Below are 19,296 nucleotides of genomic sequence, written 5' to 3'. Positions count from 1 at the left end.
GAGGTTCTCTAAATTTATTGTTCGCTGCACTGCATGCGCTTAACTCGGCCGCTCTGGCGGCTTCAAACAGAACCGCCTGCGACGTTGCGCTCACGTCAAATTTCACGAGAACCTCCTGATAGGCCGGTACTGATGTATTAATTGGTTTTCTTAGTGTTTTATTAATTCTCCTGACGAGCAACTTCCGTGTGATACAATCGAAATGACATTCCTGATAATCAAGGCTGCCCGACAGGCTTATATTATAAATTGAAGATCGTTTCAGGTAACATCCATCCGCGGCCCTTCCTTCAAAGGAAGGGAGTGTTTTCGCTAAACTTAAAGCCTCCCTTTGAAGGGAGGTTTGGAGGGATGTTTTTCTGCTTTCTTTTTAGGATGTTTCCTGCAAAGTAGATTTTGGATACATCGGTCTAACTGCTCGTTTCGAACGCCCTTACTTCTCGACTGCGCTCAGTTTGACACGCTCCAGCTACTAAAGAGATTAAATTTTAATTAAATGATAATTCCAACTGCTAATTGTATTTCTGTTCTTTTGTCTTGATACAAAAGAACCAAAAAATCAAGGCTTACAGGAGGTTCTCTAAATTTATTGTTCGCTGCACTGCATGCGCTTAACTCGGCCGCTCTGGCGGCTTCAAACAGAACCGCCTGCGACGTTGCGCTCACGTCAAATTTCACGAGAACCTCCTGATAGGCCGTAACTTTCTAATCAAGTGACTTTTGTGCACTTAATTATTAATAAGCTCATAAAAATAATTTTATAAAGAATCTTAAAAGATTACGTCCTAAAAACCTTCAGCACCTGGGTGGGATTAAAAGCTTTTGAATTCATACATACTTTCCCCATCCGAAAGTCTGCGGTATAGTAAAACACCCCCGCTGTAACTAAAAGCAGGGCCTCTGCAGGCAATGCAGTCGTGGTGTAATGGGTTGCAGGTATACTTTGCGTTTTGTGCGGAATGGGAATACGAAAGAGTTCGTGCCGCAGCACCTGGTAGGTTTTGGAGTCATAGACGCTGATCCAGTATCCCAGTTCGGCTTCACTGGCCTTTACCGGCCAGTGCAGGTGGTTATCTGCTTTAAATTCGGGTACGCTGATTTCCAAAGTTCCCGCTTCGAGGCTTAGCTCCAGCCCGGGCATTTGCACGTATCGCGGATACTGATTTTTCAGGTCGGCTTCCAGACCTTCCAATACGGTGGGCTCCCCCTGCCACAGATCAAAACTGCCCTGGGGCAGGGTATCATTCATTTTCATCCCCTGATACACTGCTTTGCGAAAGCGGTTAAAAAACTGAGAATCGTACATGTTGCTAAGAAAAGGACGTAATCCCCTCATAAGGCTGCTGGTGGTTCGGGAGGCGCGCCCAAAATCGGTAGCGGTTTGTTTGGAACGCCCGGAAGGGGGCCTTCCCGTTTTTTCGGGCCTTCCCTGTACTACGGTTTCACCGTTTACGCTTCGAAATACCAGCTGGCCTATACTGCCTACCAGTCCGTTTTTAGGATCTAATTTTGCCATTGCAGGTTGGTGTTAAATTAAAATTGGTTCCAGACTGCTTCCACAATAGGTCCACATAAAGTGTGGCAAAGTGTGGGTTCAGTGTGGACTCACTGTGGGGTGAGTGTGGGCCGGGTAGGGCGGGGCCGTGAATAGATCTAAGGTACATAATTTATAAACAGGTTATGCAAAGCGGTCTGTTTTTTAGAAAAAAGTAGGTTGTCCCGTACAAACGTTTTTTCAATTCGTACAGATTCAAATAAGAACAGTCCAGGTCAATGCATGATCAGAGTCTGGCAGCGCGCATCAGAAATGTATAAGGCTGAAATAGTGATTGTGGCAGCCCAATCTTAGGATTATGATTTTAGGTTTATAAGCTCATTTTGTGAAGGTAGTGCGAATATCAAGGTATTGAATTGGGAAGATTCCTGTATTTAACTTAAAAAAAAAGAGATACTGTAATTTTTACGAAAAAATCATTTTTGGCAGGCTAAACCGGAGTTTTGTTTATTTAAATGCAGAGAATGTTAAACAAAACCTATAAAGTATGCCGATTTCTGGTGTTTTTTTAATGTATAACATACAATTTATGAGGGGGTTAGCTGTGTATTTTATCGATTTTGTACTTGCATTTATCGATTTAATAGTATTATTGCACTTGTAAAAAACATAACCTGAGCAGTATAGCTGTTTAGTCCCAAACCAACCCACTTATGAAAACGCATCTATTCTTTTGGGATAGTCGTGTGACAAACCCCTTTAGCTTTCCCAAGGCCGAAGGTGATCTGGTTGTCGCATCAAATCCAGTTTTTTCCTGTACCCCGCAGCCGGGCATCGCTACCTGTAAGACTGTCCCGATCAGGGCTGTTTTACACCGGGATATCCTACATACTGGCGATCGCGCGTAAATTATTTTAAAGCATAAAAACAAAAGCTTTCCCAGGCTGCAAGAGTGCTGGCAGTGAGGGTGATTTATTTTTTGAGCTCTGAAATCCTGTGTCCTGTATATATGTTTCTAATCGTGTTTTAATCGGATTTTTCTAAAACCTCAAAGTTTTAGCACTTCCAGATACGCGAACCTTATTATCACTTATACAATCAAAATTTTACTAAGTCCCTAAACCCATTTTTTATGATGAAAAAATTACTTTTTATAAGCTATGTTCTTTTGATGTCTTTGGCTTTAAATGCTCAGGTAGGTATTGGAACCACCTCTCCGAATCCGGCGGCTATCTTGGATATTCAGTCTGATCATGCCGGATTACTTATACCTCGAATAGCGCTTACCGGTGCTGATGATACGGCTACGATTGCCAGTCCTGTAAAGGGTCTTATTGTATACAATACGGCTGCTACCAGCACGATCTCCGAAGGCTTTGTATTTTACGATGGTTCAGCCTGGGTTGATTTGGGCTGGCAATTGCAGGGTAATTATGCAGGTGCAAACAGTTTTATAGGAACCCTGAACGATGTACCTCTGGTACTAAAAGCTGAAAACAGAACTTTAGCTACCTTAAGGCCTAATGGAGCTGTGAGCTTCGGACTGAATAATACAGCTGTAGCAGCAAATGCTTTTGCTTTGGGTAATGGGGCAAATGCGGGTGGGGCGCGAAGTTATGCCCTTGGCTTCAATTCCAATGCCAGTGCTGCAGATGCCTTCGCAATAGGAACTAATGCTTTAGCTAACAGGGCTAATACAATTATTTTAGGTGGGGCCAGTCAAAATGTGGGTATTGGAACCAGTGATCCCCAGACCAAATTCCATCTTTCCGGTAGTTTTCGGTTTGAAGACGGGAATCAGGCAACCGGCAGGGTTCTTACCTCAGATGCCAATGGTAATGTGAGCTGGCAAACACCGGCAGCGACTTCCAGTTCTGGATCGGGCTGGTTGCTAACAGGTAATAATCTAAATGGGGTCACTAATGACGGCTCTACCTTTCTGGGCTCAACTACATACAATGATTTATTTCTGAAGGTTAATAACCGACAAATTGGACGCTTTAGTCCTGAAGGAGGCATCGCTTTAGGCAATGATTCTAATGTAATCTCCAACAATTCAGTAGCTATTGGCTATTCGAGTGAGGCTAATCAGGATGCGGTTGCTCTGGGTTATAATGCCGATGCAAATGGTAATGAATCTATTGCCATAGGTAAAAATGCGGTTTCCAATTTTCAGAATATAGCAGTGGGATTAGGAGCGCAAAGCTCGGCTAACAATGCAATTGCTTTAGGTAACAGTACGACGGCCACCAGTCAAAACTCCATCGCTATTGGTACTAATGCAGGAACTCAGCAGAATGAGTCGATAGCTGTTGGGGCCGATTCTGATGCCACGGGTTATCGAAGTTTAGCGGTTGGGTATAACGCACAGGCTTCAGGTCAAAATGCTATTGCTATTGGCTTTAATGCTTCTGCCCCCAATGCCAACACCCTTATTTTGGGTAGTAACGCTAATGTGGGTATAGGCACAAATAACCCACAGGCCAGACTTCACTTAGAAAACAGTTTTCGTTATGTTGATGGTAATCAGGGAGTAAACCGGGTATTGACTTCAGACGCTAATGGTAATGCCACCTGGCAAACCCTTGCTGGTGGTTCCGGAGGTACAGATGTGTATGGGGAGATTTATGTGGGTACGGGTTACAGATTGTCTGATATTGATACTCGAAGGCGTGTCGTTTCTTTTGGAGATACAGGACCTAATAAGGGATTGAATAGTCTTTCAAATACTAGAATACAGACACGTGAAGTGACCGGTGTATATAAATTTACGTATACAATCAATCTTTACAGACGCCGGGATAATGGATTTTTAAAATTCTATGTAGCTGAATATGGTACTGAATTAAGAAACAGTTCTTCTTTCGTTGATTTTAACAATGATTCTGAGTATGTTACAATTACAAAATCATTTCTAGTTAATATTAATGATACATATAGGGGCTTTGATTTATATATGGAAACCATTGATACTGATGATAATGATGACTGGGATGATCTCGAAATCTTACAGGGCACATCGTTAAGGATAGAATTAATCGATTAAGTTCTATAATTTCTGGGATAAAGCTAATAGCGTTTTAATGTGCTATATGCGTAAACTCCTTACAGGTTGAATCTGAGATCGTACCATAAATCTGGTATCAGCCGTGAAGTTTGTGTGCCAGTATTACTTAAAGGCAATTACTGAAATTGGAACTTGGTATACTTCTAATATAAATGAATTTCATTTATATAGCGTAGCTCTGTATTCAGCGAATATGAATTTGATTCAGATGATTTTGACTATTTAAAATTATATTAAATGTTGGATAACAATTAAATATGAATTGTACTGTTAAATAAATATTAAAATTTATTTTATTCTCATCCGCATCTGGGGTTCACTACGTAAGTGTGCGCGAAGTGTTTAAAGAACACGGCTAACACAATCAAACTTAGAACCCCAGACATGATTAAAAAATTACTTGACTTAAGCATTCTCTTAGTATTTCTTATTCCTATTTATGCATTCTCACAGGTAGGTATAGGTACTACGTCCCCGGATAATTCCAGTATTTTGGATTTATCTTCTTCAAATCGCGGTTTATTAATTCCACGCTTAAATCTGGTTGCGACAACCAATACAGCGCCGGTAACCAGTCCTGCACAGGGATTACTGGTTTATAATCTCGCTACGGTAAACGATGTAAGCCCTGGTTTGTATTATTGGAATGGCAGCCTTTGGGTTAGTGCAAAAGCAACCTCTGGTTCAGGTAGTGCTGCAGGCTGGGCACTAAACGGAAATAGTTTAAATGGCCGCGCAAATGATGGTTCTACTTTTTTAGGGACGACCAGTTATCACGATCTGTATTTAAAACTTAATAATCAACAAATAGGCAGACTACAGCCTAATGGTGGAATAGCGTTAGGCTTGGGTGCATCTTCCAGTGCAAATCAGGCTTTTGCACTGGGTGAAAATGCTTCTGCAGGTAATACGAGCAATTATGCTTTTGGTAAAGCAGCTAACGCATCGGGCAGTAATGCTTATGCCTTGGGTGAAAGCGCTGTTTCTTCCCAAAATAAAAGTTATGCCATCGGACAAAGTTCAACAGCGTCCGGAACAAGTTCCTATGCAATTGGGGAGTCTTCACAAGCTACAGCGACTCATTCGTATGCAATAGGTGCTGCAGCCAGATCCGGAGCTACCGGTTCATTTGCCTTTGGAAACGGAGCTACATCTACCTCAAATAATACCCTGGCTTTAGGAAATCAAAGCCGGGCTACCAGTAACAACGCAACTGCTTTGGGATATCAGGCGGTTTCCAATCATCAAAATGCTATAGCAATAGGACCCGCACAGACCGCAGTTGACAATACCATTATTCTGGGTAACACGACCAATACCAGGGTTGATGCCTATGCCGCTACTAAAGTTGGTATAGGAACCTCAAACCCTACCGCAAAGCTTCAGGTTGATGGTACGCTCCGGTATCTTGATGGTAATCAGGAAGCAGGTAAAGTCTTAACTTCAGATGCAACAGGTAATGCTACCTGGCAGGAGGTAGAATCTGTAACGCGATATGGAGACCGGTATTTGAATTATGATTTTACGGTAGGTAATAGCAACTTGGTGAAAATTCCGTTTAACGTAAATACGATCACTCCAGACGGAATAGTATTCAATAACGGAGATGCCTTTCCAGCAGCCGGCGGGATTTACCGACTAACATTTTCTGTAAGCCTGATTAAATCAGGAACTTCAGGAGGTACAACTACACCCGTGGAACTTCGCCTGTATAATGGCACCAATCTTATTCCCGCTGGTAGTGTGACTCTAATTCCCACTTTTTCAGGTCAACCGGCGTCTGCAACAAAATCGGTTTTGATAACTTATACCGGAAACGCAGGGATTGGTATTTATGTAAGTAAAGACAATGGCAATCGTAATTTGATTGTGCTTGAAAATTCAAATTTTAATCTTGAACTGGTACGACCCTTATAGACTTTTCTTAACTGCAATTTATTAGTTTGCCTGCGCAATAGAATTGAGCTTTACATTAATTGCTCAAAGCATTTCAACATCGTACCTTTGATATTCAAATTTTGAACGTAACATTATGAGTACATACGACGTTGCAGTCATCGGCTCCGGTCCCGGAGGTTATGTGGCTGCCATTCGCTGCGCGCAATTGGGTCTTAAAACCGCAATTATAGAAAAATATGCTACTATGGGCGGTACCTGCCTTAATGTAGGCTGTATCCCTTCCAAAGCACTTCTCGATTCTTCACACCATTATGAAGATGCCGTTAAGCATTTTGAAGAACACGGGATCGAAATTCCCGGAGAAGTAAAAATAAATCTCGAGAAAATGATGTCCCGTAAAGCTTCAGTAGTGGAGCAAACGACCAAGGGGATCGAGTTTTTGATGAGTAAAAATAAAATTGACACCTATCAGGGCGTGGGCAGCTTTAAAGATAAAACCCACATTCATATCGCTGTAGCCGAAGGCGATGATGTGGAGCTTGAAGCCAAAAACATCATCATAGCCACGGGCAGTAAGCCGGCAAACCTTCCTTTTATTGAGCTGGACAAAGAGCGTATCATTACTTCAACCGAAGCCTTAAAACTTACCGAAATCCCAAAGCACATGATCGTGATAGGCGGTGGTGTGATTGGTCTCGAACTGGGTCAGGTGTACAGCCGTCTGGGTGCTGAAGTAAGTGTGGTGGAGTATATGGACCGCATCATTCCTACAATGGATGGTGCCCAGAGCAAAGAGCTCACCAAAGTAATGAAAAAGCAGGGCGTTAAATTCTATACTTCACATAAAGTAAACGGCGTTACCCGAAACGGTGATGAAGTAGTGGTAACGGCTACCGATAAAAAAGATCAGGAGGTTGAATTTAAAGGCGATTATGTCCTGGTTTCTGTAGGCCGAAAAGCCTATACCGAAGGGCTTAACCTGGAAGCAGCTGGTGTAAAAACCGATGATCGTGGCCGTGTTGCCGTTAACGCACATCTGCAAACCGAAGTGTCTAACATCTATGCCATTGGTGACGTGGTACGCGGTGCCATGCTTGCCCATAAAGCGGAGGAAGAAGGCGTTTTTGCTGCCGAAACCATTGCCGGTCAGAAGCCGCATATCGATTACAACCTCATTCCGGGAGTAGTGTACACCTGGCCTGAAGTTGCATCTGTAGGTAAGACTGAAGAACAACTTAAAGAAGAAGGCGTGGCTTACAAATCAGGTCAGTTCCCCATGCGGGCTTTGGGACGTTCCAGAGCTTCGGGAGATATTGATGGTTTTGTAAAAATCCTGGCCGATAAGGAAACCGATGAGGTTTTGGGCGTACATATGGTAGGCGCACGTGTAGCCGATTTAATTGCCGAAGCGGTAACCGCGATGGAATTCCGTGCCAGTGCCGAAGATATTGCGCGTATGTCACACTCACATCCTACCTATGCCGAAGCAGTAAAAGAGGCTGCCCTTGCAGCAACCGAAGACCGTGCCCTGCACGTTTAAGACTTAGCAAAATCTTTGAAAGCCCTTCTTCATTCCAGATTAAGGGCTTTTATTTTTTAAATAGCAATAGCAATAGCAATAGCAATAGCAATAGCAATAGCAATAGCAATAGCAATAGCAATAACAATAACAATAACAATAACAATAACAATAACAATAGCAATAACAATAGCAATAGCAATAACAATAGAACAATTTGAAAGCCCTAGTTATCACAAAAGCCGGAGGACCGGAAGTATTACAAGTACAGGAATTTGAAGCTCAGGAGCTCAAAGCCGGGCAGGTGCGCATTGCGGTAAAAGCCGCAGGGGTAAACCGAAGCGATATTTTAACCCGTGAAAATCCGGATGCCTACGGTGGGCAGGCTGAGAAGGCTACAATTCCCGGGCTGGAGGTTGCGGGCGAAATCCTCGAAGTAGCTTCAGATGTATCTGCATTTCGGGTAGGTGATCCGGTTTGTGCGCTGGTAGCCGGTGGGGGATATGCTACAGAAATCTGCGTGGATGCACGTTTATGTTTACCGGTGCCTAAAGGATTTAGTTTTGTGGAAGCAGCAGCTTTACCTGAGGTCCTGTTCACCGTATGGTTTAATGTATTTATGCAGGCTAAAGCCTGTGCCGGCGAAGGTTTGCTGATACACGGCGGCACCAGTGGTATTGGCATAATGGGTTTGCAAATGACCAAAGCTTTAGGATTGAATACGTTTACTACCGTGGGTTCAGACGAAAAGCTGCGTTTTATTAATGAACACCGGTTAGCCCGGGTAATCAACTACAAGAAAGAAGATTTTCAGGAAGTTTATAAAGAGGAAAAGATCAATGTAATTCTCGATATGGTGGGTGGCGATTATACCCTTAAAAACATGAGTTTGCTTGCTCAAAAAGGGCGTTTGGTTCACATAAACGGAATGAATGGTTTAAAGCCTCAAATTGATTTGTGGATGCTGATGAGCAAGCAGTTAACACTTACCGGCAGCCTGCTTAAACCACAGGATGTTACGGTAAAGCATCAGATCGCGCAGGATTTGCAGGCCCGGGTCTGGCCTTTGTTGGAGAACGGCCGGGTACGGGTATTTGTCGATCAGACTTTTGATCTGGCAGACGCCGCTGCGGCACACCGGCTTATGGAAAGCAGTGCGCATATCGGTAAAATTGTGCTTAACGTATAACAATCTCCATGGCTACACCTACGCATTACGCATACAACACCACCGGACAACGCATCAGGCAACAGGATCTGGTGTCCCTGCTGAAGGCAGACTGGTTAAAACAGGAAGCCGGCCCAAGGGGTCAGCTTTTTTCAGAATATAGCCTTACACAGTATCTGGATTTAGAATACCGTCTGGGCGAAAAAATCCTGACGAATGATCAGGACAGCCTGCTGACCAAATCTACGGGCGAACGCAAGAAGTTGCTTTTGGCCTATCAACTGGCTCAGAACCCCGATTATCTTATTCTCGACCATCCCTTTGATGGTCTGGATTTAGAAACGGTAAAAGCCCTTAAAGCCCAATTGCGTCTTTTGGCCGGGCATACTGCGATTCTTCAGTTGTACACACGACATGAAGATTTGCTGACCTTTTGTACAGATACCCTGGTATTTGAAAATGGCACATTTTATAAAGGCGGAAAACTCAAACCTAAAGACCCCGACCTGAAAGCAGAGGCGGAGTATCAAATGCCTCAGGCACTGACTGCAAGCTCTGATATGCCGGAGGTGCTCATCGAATTCCGTGATGTTTCGGTCTCCTTTGGTGATACCTGTGTGTTGCAAAATATAACCTGGCAAATCAAAAAGGCAGAGACCTGGCAACTTACCGGTGCTAACGGTTCGGGAAAGACCACCCTGCTTTCTATGATTACCGGAGACAGTGTAAAGGGCTATGGCAAGGAATTGTACATTTTTGGCACTAAAAAAGGCAGCGGTGAGAGCGTTTGGGAGCTGAAAAAGAAAATAGGCTATGTTACTCCCGTGCTTACCGAGCGCTTTGACGGTATGCATAGCGTTTCTGATATGGTGGTGGGTGGTATCTATGATAGCGTGGGGCTTTACAAACGCCCTACCTCTTTAGAGCGTTCAATCGCCGCCCAGTGGATCGCATTAATAGGACTGGAGTCCAAATCCTCCAGCCGGTTTCGGGATTTGAGTGAGGTAAATAAACGCCTGGTGCTTATTGCCCGCGCGATGATCAAAAATCCGCCATTGCTTATTCTTGACGAACCCACCTTTGCACTGGGAGACCAGGATGCAGCATTGGTTGTGGGGCTCATAAACAAATTAAGCGAAAGTACCCGGGCCGCCATTATTTATGTATCGCATCGCCAGGAACCCGGGCTTCGGGTAGATCGCGAATTTCGGCTTACAAAAACAGAAAAAGGTAGCGTTGGAACCCTAAAAGAAGGATGATACTTAGGTGTTTAAGAGTAGTATTGTCCGATTAAAAACGTTAAATATTTAAAATATCGATGAAAAGCTTACTTTGCTAGATAAAATGTTTATCTTCGTGGGACCCAACTTAAACATTTAGTAATGTCCGGAGCGTGCACAAAGAAAACATTTCAGGACCTTATAGGTACTCATGAAACGGTTTTTGAATGGCTTAATGAAACGCCGTATCATGGACCCTATTTTTGCAGCGTCGATAGGCCATCAGAATTCTACATTTCCAAAAGCCTTTTTATTACACTTAAATATGATGATCTTTCTGAAGAAGATCAGGAAAAAGCCTGGGAGGCTATTTTGGGGGTGCCCGGCCGGTACACCATTTCAGGTATTGTAAATGCCGTGCGTAAGGGGGAAACCCTAGAGAAAAAATACCTGTTTTCATTTTTGGGTGCAGATGGCAGACCCCTTGTGGTAAAAGCCATGGCTTTAGTGGTGGAAGGGGAAGACAAGTGCCGGTATCTGATTCTTAAGTTTACCCGTAAATTCAGCAAAAATGCACAGATTGATCTGTACGAAAGCAAAATCAAAAGATTGCGTTCCTTCTCTGAAATCTATGAGGAGAGTAATGAACTTGCAAAAGTAGGAGGCTGGGATGTAGACCTGGTAAAAGGTAAAATAACCTGGACTCCCTATATCAATAAAATTCACGAAGTACCGGTAGATTATACTCCACAGCTGGAGGGTGCTATAAATTTTTTTAAAGAAGGCTGGAGCCGGGATAAAATCACCCAATGTTTTCAAAATGCGGTCGAGAAAGGAGAACCCTACGATGAAGAGTTTATACTCGTGGCGGCAAATGGAGCCGAAAAGTGGGTGCGCAGTGTGGCCAAGTCTGAGTTTAAAGACGGGAAATGCCTTCGGGTGTATGGCGCTTTTCAGGATATTACCGAAGCCAAAGAACAGGAACTGGCCCGTCAGGAGGCCGAAACACGATTTAGGGAGATTTTCAACAACTCGGCGGTTGGGATTATTTTAGTCAAAAATGTGTCGGAAGTCTTTATGGTTAATAAAGCCGCCTTAAACATATTTGGATTGCAATCTCTTTCTGAAGAGGCGATTCTAAAGTACACCTTTTCCGATATCATCAAGCCCGAATATCTGGAGGAGGCGCGGGAAAAACGCCGGGCGTTACTGGGCGGAGAAATAGCAAACTACAAGCTCGAGGTCGAATGTTACCACTCCTCAGGGCGGGTAATCTGGTGCAGTATGTCGTCTTCTGTTTTTAAAGACGGGATTACCGATAAGGATCTGGTCATTACCCAGGTTGAAGATATTACCCAGCAAAAGAAACTGGAGATCCTGGCCCAGAAGAGTGCCGCCCGTTTTAAACGCGTTTTTGAAAACTCGCCAAACGGGATGGCTGTGGTCGATTTACACGGAGACTGGGTAATGATCAATAAAAATCTTGCCCAAATGGTGGGCTATACCAACGATGAGCTCTTAGAATTAAGCCTCGAAGAAATCACCCATCCTGAAGACCGTGCCAATGATGTGGCGTTGTTTAAAGAGATACTCAATAAAAAGATTGATTCTTATAGTATTGAAAAGCGTTACGTGCATAAAAACGGAAGTTTAGTGCACTGTTTTCTTACCGTTTCTGCCTTATATGATGAGACCGGTCACATCAGCTCTTTAATAGGTCAGGTAGTTGATATGACCGAAAATATCAAGGCCAAAAAAGAACTGCAGCGCAGCCTTAACGATCTGCAGGTGGTACTCGACGCGACTTCAGAAGTTATTATCATCGAGACTGGTGCCAATCACCTCATTAAAAAATTCAACAGGGGTGCAGAGAATCTTCTGGGTTATACCGCAGCCGAAGTGGTAGGTAAACACACACCGGGTATCTTTCACCTGCCGCGTGAAATCGCGGAGCAAAAGAAACATCTGGAGTTTAAATACGGGACGCAGATCGATACTACTGAGGTATTTACCTATGCCTATACTCAGGGAGACCGAAGCTCTAACGAATGGACCTATGTACGTAAGGATGGGAAGACCTTTATCGGACAGTTATTAACCTCAGCCATTCTGGATGAGCAGGGGCGTACAAAGGGGTATCTGGGTATTGCAACAGATATTACAAGCCTAAAAGAGATGGAATTGTCCCTGCGTAATGCAAAACTCAAAGCAGAGGCTGCCAGCAAATCGAAATCTGAATTTCTGGCAAACATGAGTCACGAGATCCGGACTCCGCTTAACGGGGTAATCGGCTTTACCGATCTGTTATTAAAAACCCCTTTAAACGAGAACCAGGCACAGTATGCCGAGACCGCATATTCTTCGGCGGTTTCGTTATTGGACCTCATCAATGATATTTTAGATTTCTCAAAAATAGAGGCCGGTAAGCTCAATCTCAGCTTAGAGCGGGTAGATATTGTAGAGGTCTGCGGGCGCACGGTAGAAATGGTTAAGCAGGCTGCCCATAAAAAGGGACTGGAGATCCTGCTCAACCTGCCCAATGAGTTTGATAATTTTGTGATGGCAGATGGTCTGCGGTTGCGTCAGATTTTGATAAACCTAATAAGCAATGCCATTAAATTCACCCACAAGGGAGAGATCGAGCTTAAGGTACGCCAGTTGGGTAAAGTAGATAAAAGCGGAAAGATGCGTTACTGCTTTTCCCTTCGCGATACCGGTATAGGTATTGCTCCTCAAAACTTAAAAAAGATTTTCAGGGCATTTGATCAGGAAGATTCTTCCACCACCCGAAAATACGGAGGTACCGGTCTGGGCCTCACCATAAGCAACAAACTGCTGGGGCTTATGAAGAGCAACCTTAAAGTGGAAAGTGAGCTGGGTGAGGGAACCACGTTTTCGTTTGAAGTAGATTTCAATTCGTTAGAAAGCGGCGAAATCAAGCCTGCTATAAAGCGCAGTTTAAAAAGGGTACTGGTTGTTGACGATAATAAAAACAACCGCACCATCATGCAGGAAATGCTTAAGGACCGGGATATCGAGACCACTCTGGTATCTAACGGAATCGATGCCATCGAAATCCTGGAGCGTGATGCTAATTTTGACCTGGCCATAGTAGATTACCATATGCCCTATTTAAACGGCTTAGATCTGATAGGCCATTTAAGACAGGAACTCAAAATCAGCCGGAAGCAACTGGGCATCGTTATGATGCACAGTTCGGGTCACGATCAGGAAATCGCCGATAAGAGCAAAGATCTTGACATTGATATCAGGCTGGTAAAACCCGTTTTACGGGAGCAGTTGATCGAATATCTCGAATCTTTGGAGCAGCCCGGCGAAATTCAGGTAAGCCTGCCTGAGCCGGTAGAGCAGGAAATAGACCTGAGCAACCTGAAGATCAGCATCCTTTTTGCTGAAGACAACCCGGTAAACAAATTTTTAACCCGTACCATCCTGGGCAAGGTAGTGCCTTTAGCAACAATTAGTGAGGCAAGTCACGGAGGTGAAGCCGTAGAGGTCTTTAAAAATCAGCATGTTGACCTGATTTTAATGGATATACAAATGCCCGTTATGAGTGGCTTTGAAGCTACTGCGGCCATACGTAAACTGGAAAAGCAGGGCAAACGCATACCCATTGTAGCCCTTACCGCCCGTGCGATTAAAGGAGAGCGCGAGCGCTGTCTCGATCAGGATATGGATGATTATCTGGCCAAGCCGGTTGTTCTTGAGGACCTCAAAAAATGCATAGCCCGCGTTATTACCAATAAAACCTTTGATTTTAAAAATTTAACTGAGTCCAAACAAAACTAACAGTCCAATAAACCAACCTAACAACGTGAATACACCTGTAAAACATATCCTTTTTGTAGACGCAGATCGGGAAGCCCAAAGCAGGTTTAATTCCTACTTTGACACCGGTAGTTTCCTGGTTTACAACTTTAACTCGGCGATGGGAGCAATTCAGCATATAAAGGAAAGCAAACCCGCAGATGTTTTAATTATTAACGAAAATGCCAAACCTATGGGAGCAGCACAAACCCTAAACTACTTAAGCGACGAATTGCAGTTTAAGGCCAAAACCTTTGTTACTTCAGAGTCTAAGGGCAGTTTTGAAACAGACAGCGCAGTCTATGAGGTTTTAAAAAAGCCCTTCGATGAAACCGAATTTCAGAAAGTGGAATCTGCTTTAGGTTATACTAAAAAGATTTCAGACGAGTTGTATTCTTTAGATTACCTCAAAGAGCTTTCAGACGGTGATACTGTTTTTATAAATCAAAGTATACAAATGTTTATCGAAACCGTAGGTCCGCGTATCGAAGAACTCAAAGCGCTATCTGCTGCAAAAGCCTATCAAAAGATAGCTGAGGTTGCACATAACATTAAACCTTCTTTTGAGATGATCCTCAACAAGAGGGGTGCAGAACTTTGCAATTTCCTGGCTCATCACGCAGCCCCGGGAGATTTTAAGAGTTATGTTGAAGATTTAAATGAAGAATTCCTACTCGTTGAAAAACACTTGCGTGAGGATTTTTTATCTAAAGAAAATAGCTTATGAAAAAGAGAATAATGGTAATAGAAGACAATCCTATGGTGGTTAAGTCGCTCGAATTTAAGCTCAGCAAAGACGGCTATGATGTGGTGGTTGCAGAGGATGGAAGAACAGCGATGAAATTATTGTCAGAATCTGCTTTTGATCTCATTCTTACCGATTTGATGCTGCCCTTTGTCTCCGGCAATGAGATTATTGAGTTTATTAAAAGCGAATGTCCCGACGTTCCCATCATTGTACTTTCTACTTCAACACAGGAAGATATAATCACCGAAGCATTTACGATGGGAGTAGATGATTTTATCACCAAGCCTTTTAGTCCTAACGAGTTATCGCTTCGGGTAAAACGCTCTTTAGCTAAAGTTTAATTTATAGAAACACTAATGTAAGATACAGTTCACCAAATCCGGCTTCCCCAAGTCATAATTTAATCGTTTTATGGAATTCAATTCTTTTGAAGGCGCAGAGCATTGGCCTTTTATTCTAAAAATAAACCTAGTGCTCAGCCTGTTTTTTTTAGTGCTCACCTTAGCCTTTGTAGCGCTGGTAATTTATTTACGCATCCGTAAAAACCGAATGGAAGCCTACAGGACGCGCTTCGATAGGAAGCTGATCGAATTCTTTAATCATTTTTTGTTTGATGAGGATTTTAAGAGAGCAGCAGAACTGGGCGATTTTAAATTCAGATATTTAAAAACGGCTTACGATCATAAATTGGCCATCAAGCAGGTTTTAATTTTTGATGAAAACCTGAAAGGCGAATCATCAGAAGCCATTAAGGAGCTTTTTAATGGGCTGGGCCTGTACAAATACCTGCTTAGCGATCTTAAAGCAAAAGCCTGGTACAGGCAGGCGCGTGCACTTTATGCCCTTTCAAAACTGGGCATTAAGGTACCGGAGGCACTGGTTACCCCGTTTTTACATTCAAACCGGGTCGAATTGCGACAGCAGGCTATGCTGTATTTTCTGAATACATCACAGGAAAACCCTCTGGCTTTTTTAGATGATTTAGACCGGGAGCTTAGCCTATGGCAACAGGTATTTATTGAAAACAGTCTGATAAATTTTGATCTGGAGGTCCCTGATTTTGGCAGGTGGTTGAATCACGACAAAAGCAGTGTGGTTGTTTTCTGCATCAAAATGGTTGTAAGCTTTAACCAGTTTCAAAACATTCCTCTTCTCATAGAGGCGCTAGACCATACCGATGAGGGGGTGCGGGCTCAGGCCATCAACTCCCTTAAGATTATGGAAGTTACAGATGCCCTGCAGCTCATGACTGCAAATTTCCCTTACGAGAGCCCTTCAAACAAAAGAGCCATACTCTACGCCATCGAAAAAATAGGTACGGCCAAAGATTTACGTACGCTGGTAAGTGCTATAGGCAGAGAGGAAGAAAACCTGCAGATTGATTATTATAAAATAGCTACCCGTTTTGAAAATGAAATACCGGTACGCAAACTTATAAACCCCGATAACATAACTAATGACTGGGCTGATTATCAGTATTATTCAAAACGCGTGCTTCAGGGGGCTTAATGCACACCGATGCGGGTGACCCGATTTTAGCCCGGAGCCTGTTTTAGGGCGAATGTTAAATCTTAGCTGTTTCATTCAGCTTGTAGCTAAAGCCTTCTTCATGTTTAAACGAAGTTCTTTATCTTACTTTAAAAACAAGACTTGAATATAAGCATCCAGGATATCATTCACGTTTTTAGTGTTCTGTTTTTGATCTACGGGCTGATCATAATTTCAGGGTATATCTTTTCGGCTTTTTTTTCAATCATCGAGATCAGAGATTATAAGCGCAAAAACAATTTCCAGGATGAAGTGGCACTTTTACAGTCGGCTAACCTTCCATCCATTTCGGTTCTTGCACCGGCGTATAACGAAGAGGCCAATGTGGTTGAAAACATCCGCTCGCTGCTTACCTTAAACTATCCTTCTTTTGAAATTGTGATCATCAATGACGGCAGTAAAGACAACTCACTGCAAAAAATGATAGACACCTTTCAGCTGGAGCCCGAAGAGCTGGTGCATTACCATTATATTCCCACTAAAAAAGTGAGGGGTATATACAAATCAAAGATCAAAGCCTATAAAAATTTAAGGGTAATAGATAAGGCAAATGGGGGCAAAGCAGATGCTTTAAATACCGGGATTAACTGCTGCAATCATGATCTTATTTGCTGTATTGATGTCGACTGTATTCTCGAACGCAACGCGTTATTAAAACTCATCAGGCCTTTTTTAAACGACACCAAACGCGTTATTGCCAGCGGTGGCATCATTCGGGTAGCTAACAATTGCGTTATAGAAGACGGGCGTATTCTGGAGGTTCGGTTGCCCGGCACATTTATCGCCCGGGCTCAAATTCTTGAGTATTTCAGGGCATTTTTAATGGGCAGAATGGCCTGGTCTCGGGTAGATGGTCTGCTTTTGATCTCCGGGGCTTTTGGTATGTTTGATAAGAAAACCGTTATTGAAGCCGGGGGTTACGATCATAGCACAGTAGGGGAAGATATGGAACTCCTGGTGCGTATGCGTCGCATTATGCGTGAGCAAAACATCCCCTATACCGTAGGTTTTGTGCCAGACCCACTCTGCTGGACCGAAGTTCCCGAAAATAAACAGATTCTGATGCGGCAGCGCAATCGCTGGGCACGGGGCACGGTAGAAACCCTGTTAAAACATAAAAAGATGCTTTTTAATCCGAAGTATGGTGTTTTGGGACTGCTGAGCACGCCGTACTGGATGTTCTTTGAATGGCTGGCACCGGTTCTCGAATTTGTGGGGATTGTGTTTTTTATCATTCTGGTTTTATTGGGGCAGGTAAATTTTCAGGTCTTTGCGATATTCTTCCTGGTGGTCTATTCGTTTTCGGTCTTGTTTTCTATCACAGCCATCTATTTTGAAGAGTATTCCTTTCAGCAGTATAAAAAACCAAAGTACATGTTTCAGCTCATGCGTACCGCACTTTTAGAACCTCTTTTCTATCATCCCATCGTGATGTGGGCTGCAGTAAAGGGAAATATAGATCTTATACGCGGCAAAAAATCCTGGGGACAGATGACCCGTACAGGTTTGGGCAGCACAACAAAAAAATAATCAGCAAAAAACCCTTAATCTATGAAATGGGTATTCACCTTAATACTAACAAGTATACTCGGCATTTCGGACTCTTTTGGCCAGGAACAAACTTCCACTCCGGATGCCTTATACCGTGAGGCGCGTTTGGCCGCTTTTGATAATCAGGACTACGCGCGTGCTGTAAGCCTGTTAAAACAGGGGTTGGATCTGGCTCCTGCTTATCTGGAAATGCGTGTCTTTTTGGGAAGGGTATATACCTTTTCAGACAGTTTGTCTTTGGCACGTAAAACCTTTGAGCAGGTGCTGCAGCAGGAAGAAGGTCACGAGGAGGCCAGTCTGGGCTATGGCTATTTAGAATATTGGAATAAAAATACCGCAGAGGCTTTAAAACGGATAAACAAGGGGCTGGAGTTTCATCCCGATTCAGAGTCTTTAGGTGTCTTAAAGGCTAAAATTCTCTACGAATTACGGCAGCCGGAAGAAGCTTCATCGCTCTTAGACGCGGTTCTGGCCACGCATCCCGGCAATACCGAAGCGAGAAGCCTGCAGCAGCGTCAAAATAGCCTGAGCACAAAGAATGCCGTAGGTGTTTCTTATGAGTACGTGTACTTTGATAAGCGCTTTGATGATCCCTGGCACATCGCGTTTGCAGATTACAGCAGGCAAACCGGAGCCGGTCTTTTTACCGCTCGTGTCAATTATGCCAGCAGGTTCAATCAAAATGCCCTGCAGGCAGAAGCAGAAGCTTATCCACGTATTTCCGAGCGTTTTTATGGTTTTATCAATCTCGGAATTTCAGACGACACTGGTGTTTTTCCTCGATTCAGGGCCGGGGTTAATTTGTACGCCAATCTGCCTGCTGCCTTTGAGGTCGATGCGGGCATCAGATATCTGGTCTTTGATGAGGATCAGTTCATATACACTTTGGGTGCCGGTAAATACCTCAAAAACTTTTGGTTAAACCTGCGTACCTACATCATTCCCAACGACTCCGAATTAAACGGTTCTGTAGCATTTACCCTGCGTTATTATTTAGGCGGGCGGGATGATTATCTGGGGCTGCGTTTGGGGACCGGTCTTTCGCCCGATGATAGTGCTAACAGTGTCTTGTTTGACGGCGCAACCCCTACACGTTTACGATCAAAAAACGCCGCGGCGTTTTGGCGCACTCCATTGGGTAACGCTTTTGTTCTAAACCTGGAAACCGGTATAGAAGATCAACAGTTTACGGCTACAGATCGAGGTATTCAACTTAATGCCGTTGTGGGGCTTATCAGGCGTTTCTAAAATCT

The 19,296-nt window shown here is 43.5% G+C and carries 12 protein-coding genes; 11 read left to right on the top strand and 1 reads right to left on the bottom strand.

Annotated features, from left to right (window positions below; all coding sequences use genetic code 11):
* Positions 1–778: 778 nt before the first annotated feature.
* Complete coding sequence (locus LLW17_RS11190) at positions 779–1,516, bottom strand: hypothetical protein (RefSeq protein ID WP_228230349.1); 738 nt, start codon at positions 1,514–1,516, stop codon at positions 779–781.
* Between the two features lie 1,111 nt (positions 1,517–2,627).
* Between LLW17_RS11190 and LLW17_RS11185 the strand changes: the two genes are divergently transcribed.
* The 11 genes from LLW17_RS11185 (at position 2,628) to LLW17_RS11135 (ending at position 19,291) form a co-directional block, all read left to right on the top strand.
* Positions 2,628–4,541, top strand: a complete 1,914-nt coding sequence (locus LLW17_RS11185) for a phage tail-like protein (protein WP_228230348.1) — start codon at positions 2,628–2,630, stop codon at positions 4,539–4,541.
* 405 nt (positions 4,542–4,946) lie between these two features.
* Positions 4,947–6,479 (top strand): phage tail-like protein, encoded by a 1,533-nt coding sequence (locus tag LLW17_RS11180; protein WP_228230347.1) that lies wholly within the window; start codon positions 4,947–4,949, stop codon positions 6,477–6,479.
* Between the two features lie 115 nt (positions 6,480–6,594).
* Entirely contained in the window at positions 6,595–8,001 is a 1,407-nt protein-coding gene (lpdA, locus tag LLW17_RS11175) for a dihydrolipoyl dehydrogenase (protein WP_228230346.1), read from the top strand.
* A 196-nt stretch (positions 8,002–8,197) separates the two neighbouring features.
* The gene (locus LLW17_RS11170) at positions 8,198–9,169 is read left to right on the top strand and encodes an NAD(P)H-quinone oxidoreductase (protein ID WP_228230345.1); all 972 of its coding nucleotides are present in this window, start codon (positions 8,198–8,200) and stop codon (positions 9,167–9,169) included.
* An 8-nt stretch (positions 9,170–9,177) separates the two neighbouring features.
* Positions 9,178–10,407, top strand: coding sequence for an ATP-binding cassette domain-containing protein (locus LLW17_RS11165; RefSeq protein WP_228230344.1), 1,230 nt, complete (start codon positions 9,178–9,180; stop codon positions 10,405–10,407).
* A gap of 123 nt (positions 10,408–10,530) precedes the next feature.
* Positions 10,531–14,178: a PAS domain-containing hybrid sensor histidine kinase/response regulator gene (locus LLW17_RS11160; RefSeq protein ID WP_228230343.1), complete on the top strand. Its 3,648-nt coding sequence runs from the start codon at positions 10,531–10,533 to the stop codon at positions 14,176–14,178.
* 25 nt (positions 14,179–14,203) lie between these two features.
* Complete coding sequence (locus tag LLW17_RS11155) at positions 14,204–14,923, top strand: Hpt domain-containing protein (protein ID WP_228230342.1); 720 nt, start codon at positions 14,204–14,206, stop codon at positions 14,921–14,923.
* Positions 14,920–15,285: a response regulator transcription factor gene (locus LLW17_RS11150; RefSeq protein WP_228230341.1), complete on the top strand. Its 366-nt coding sequence runs from the start codon at positions 14,920–14,922 to the stop codon at positions 15,283–15,285. Before LLW17_RS11155 ends, LLW17_RS11150 begins: the two co-directional genes overlap by 4 nt.
* 70 nt (positions 15,286–15,355) lie before the next feature.
* Positions 15,356–16,453, top strand: coding sequence for a HEAT repeat domain-containing protein (locus LLW17_RS11145; protein WP_228230340.1), 1,098 nt, complete (start codon positions 15,356–15,358; stop codon positions 16,451–16,453).
* A 141-nt stretch (positions 16,454–16,594) separates the two neighbouring features.
* Positions 16,595–18,022, top strand: a complete 1,428-nt coding sequence (locus tag LLW17_RS11140) for a glycosyltransferase family 2 protein (protein ID WP_262908979.1) — start codon at positions 16,595–16,597, stop codon at positions 18,020–18,022.
* Between the two features lie 21 nt (positions 18,023–18,043).
* Positions 18,044–19,291 carry a YaiO family outer membrane beta-barrel protein gene (locus LLW17_RS11135; protein ID WP_228230339.1) on the top strand — a complete coding sequence of 416 codons (1,248 nt, stop codon included), beginning with the start codon at positions 18,044–18,046 and terminating at the stop codon, positions 19,289–19,291.
* Positions 19,292–19,296 lie beyond the last annotated feature (5 nt).

The sequence above is a fragment of the Leeuwenhoekiella parthenopeia genome (assembly GCF_020782115.1).
GTDB classification, from domain to species: domain Bacteria; phylum Bacteroidota; class Bacteroidia; order Flavobacteriales; family Flavobacteriaceae; genus Leeuwenhoekiella; species Leeuwenhoekiella parthenopeia.
Note: the sequence above shows the minus strand (reverse complement) of the source record. Positions and strands in the feature narration are given on the sequence as shown.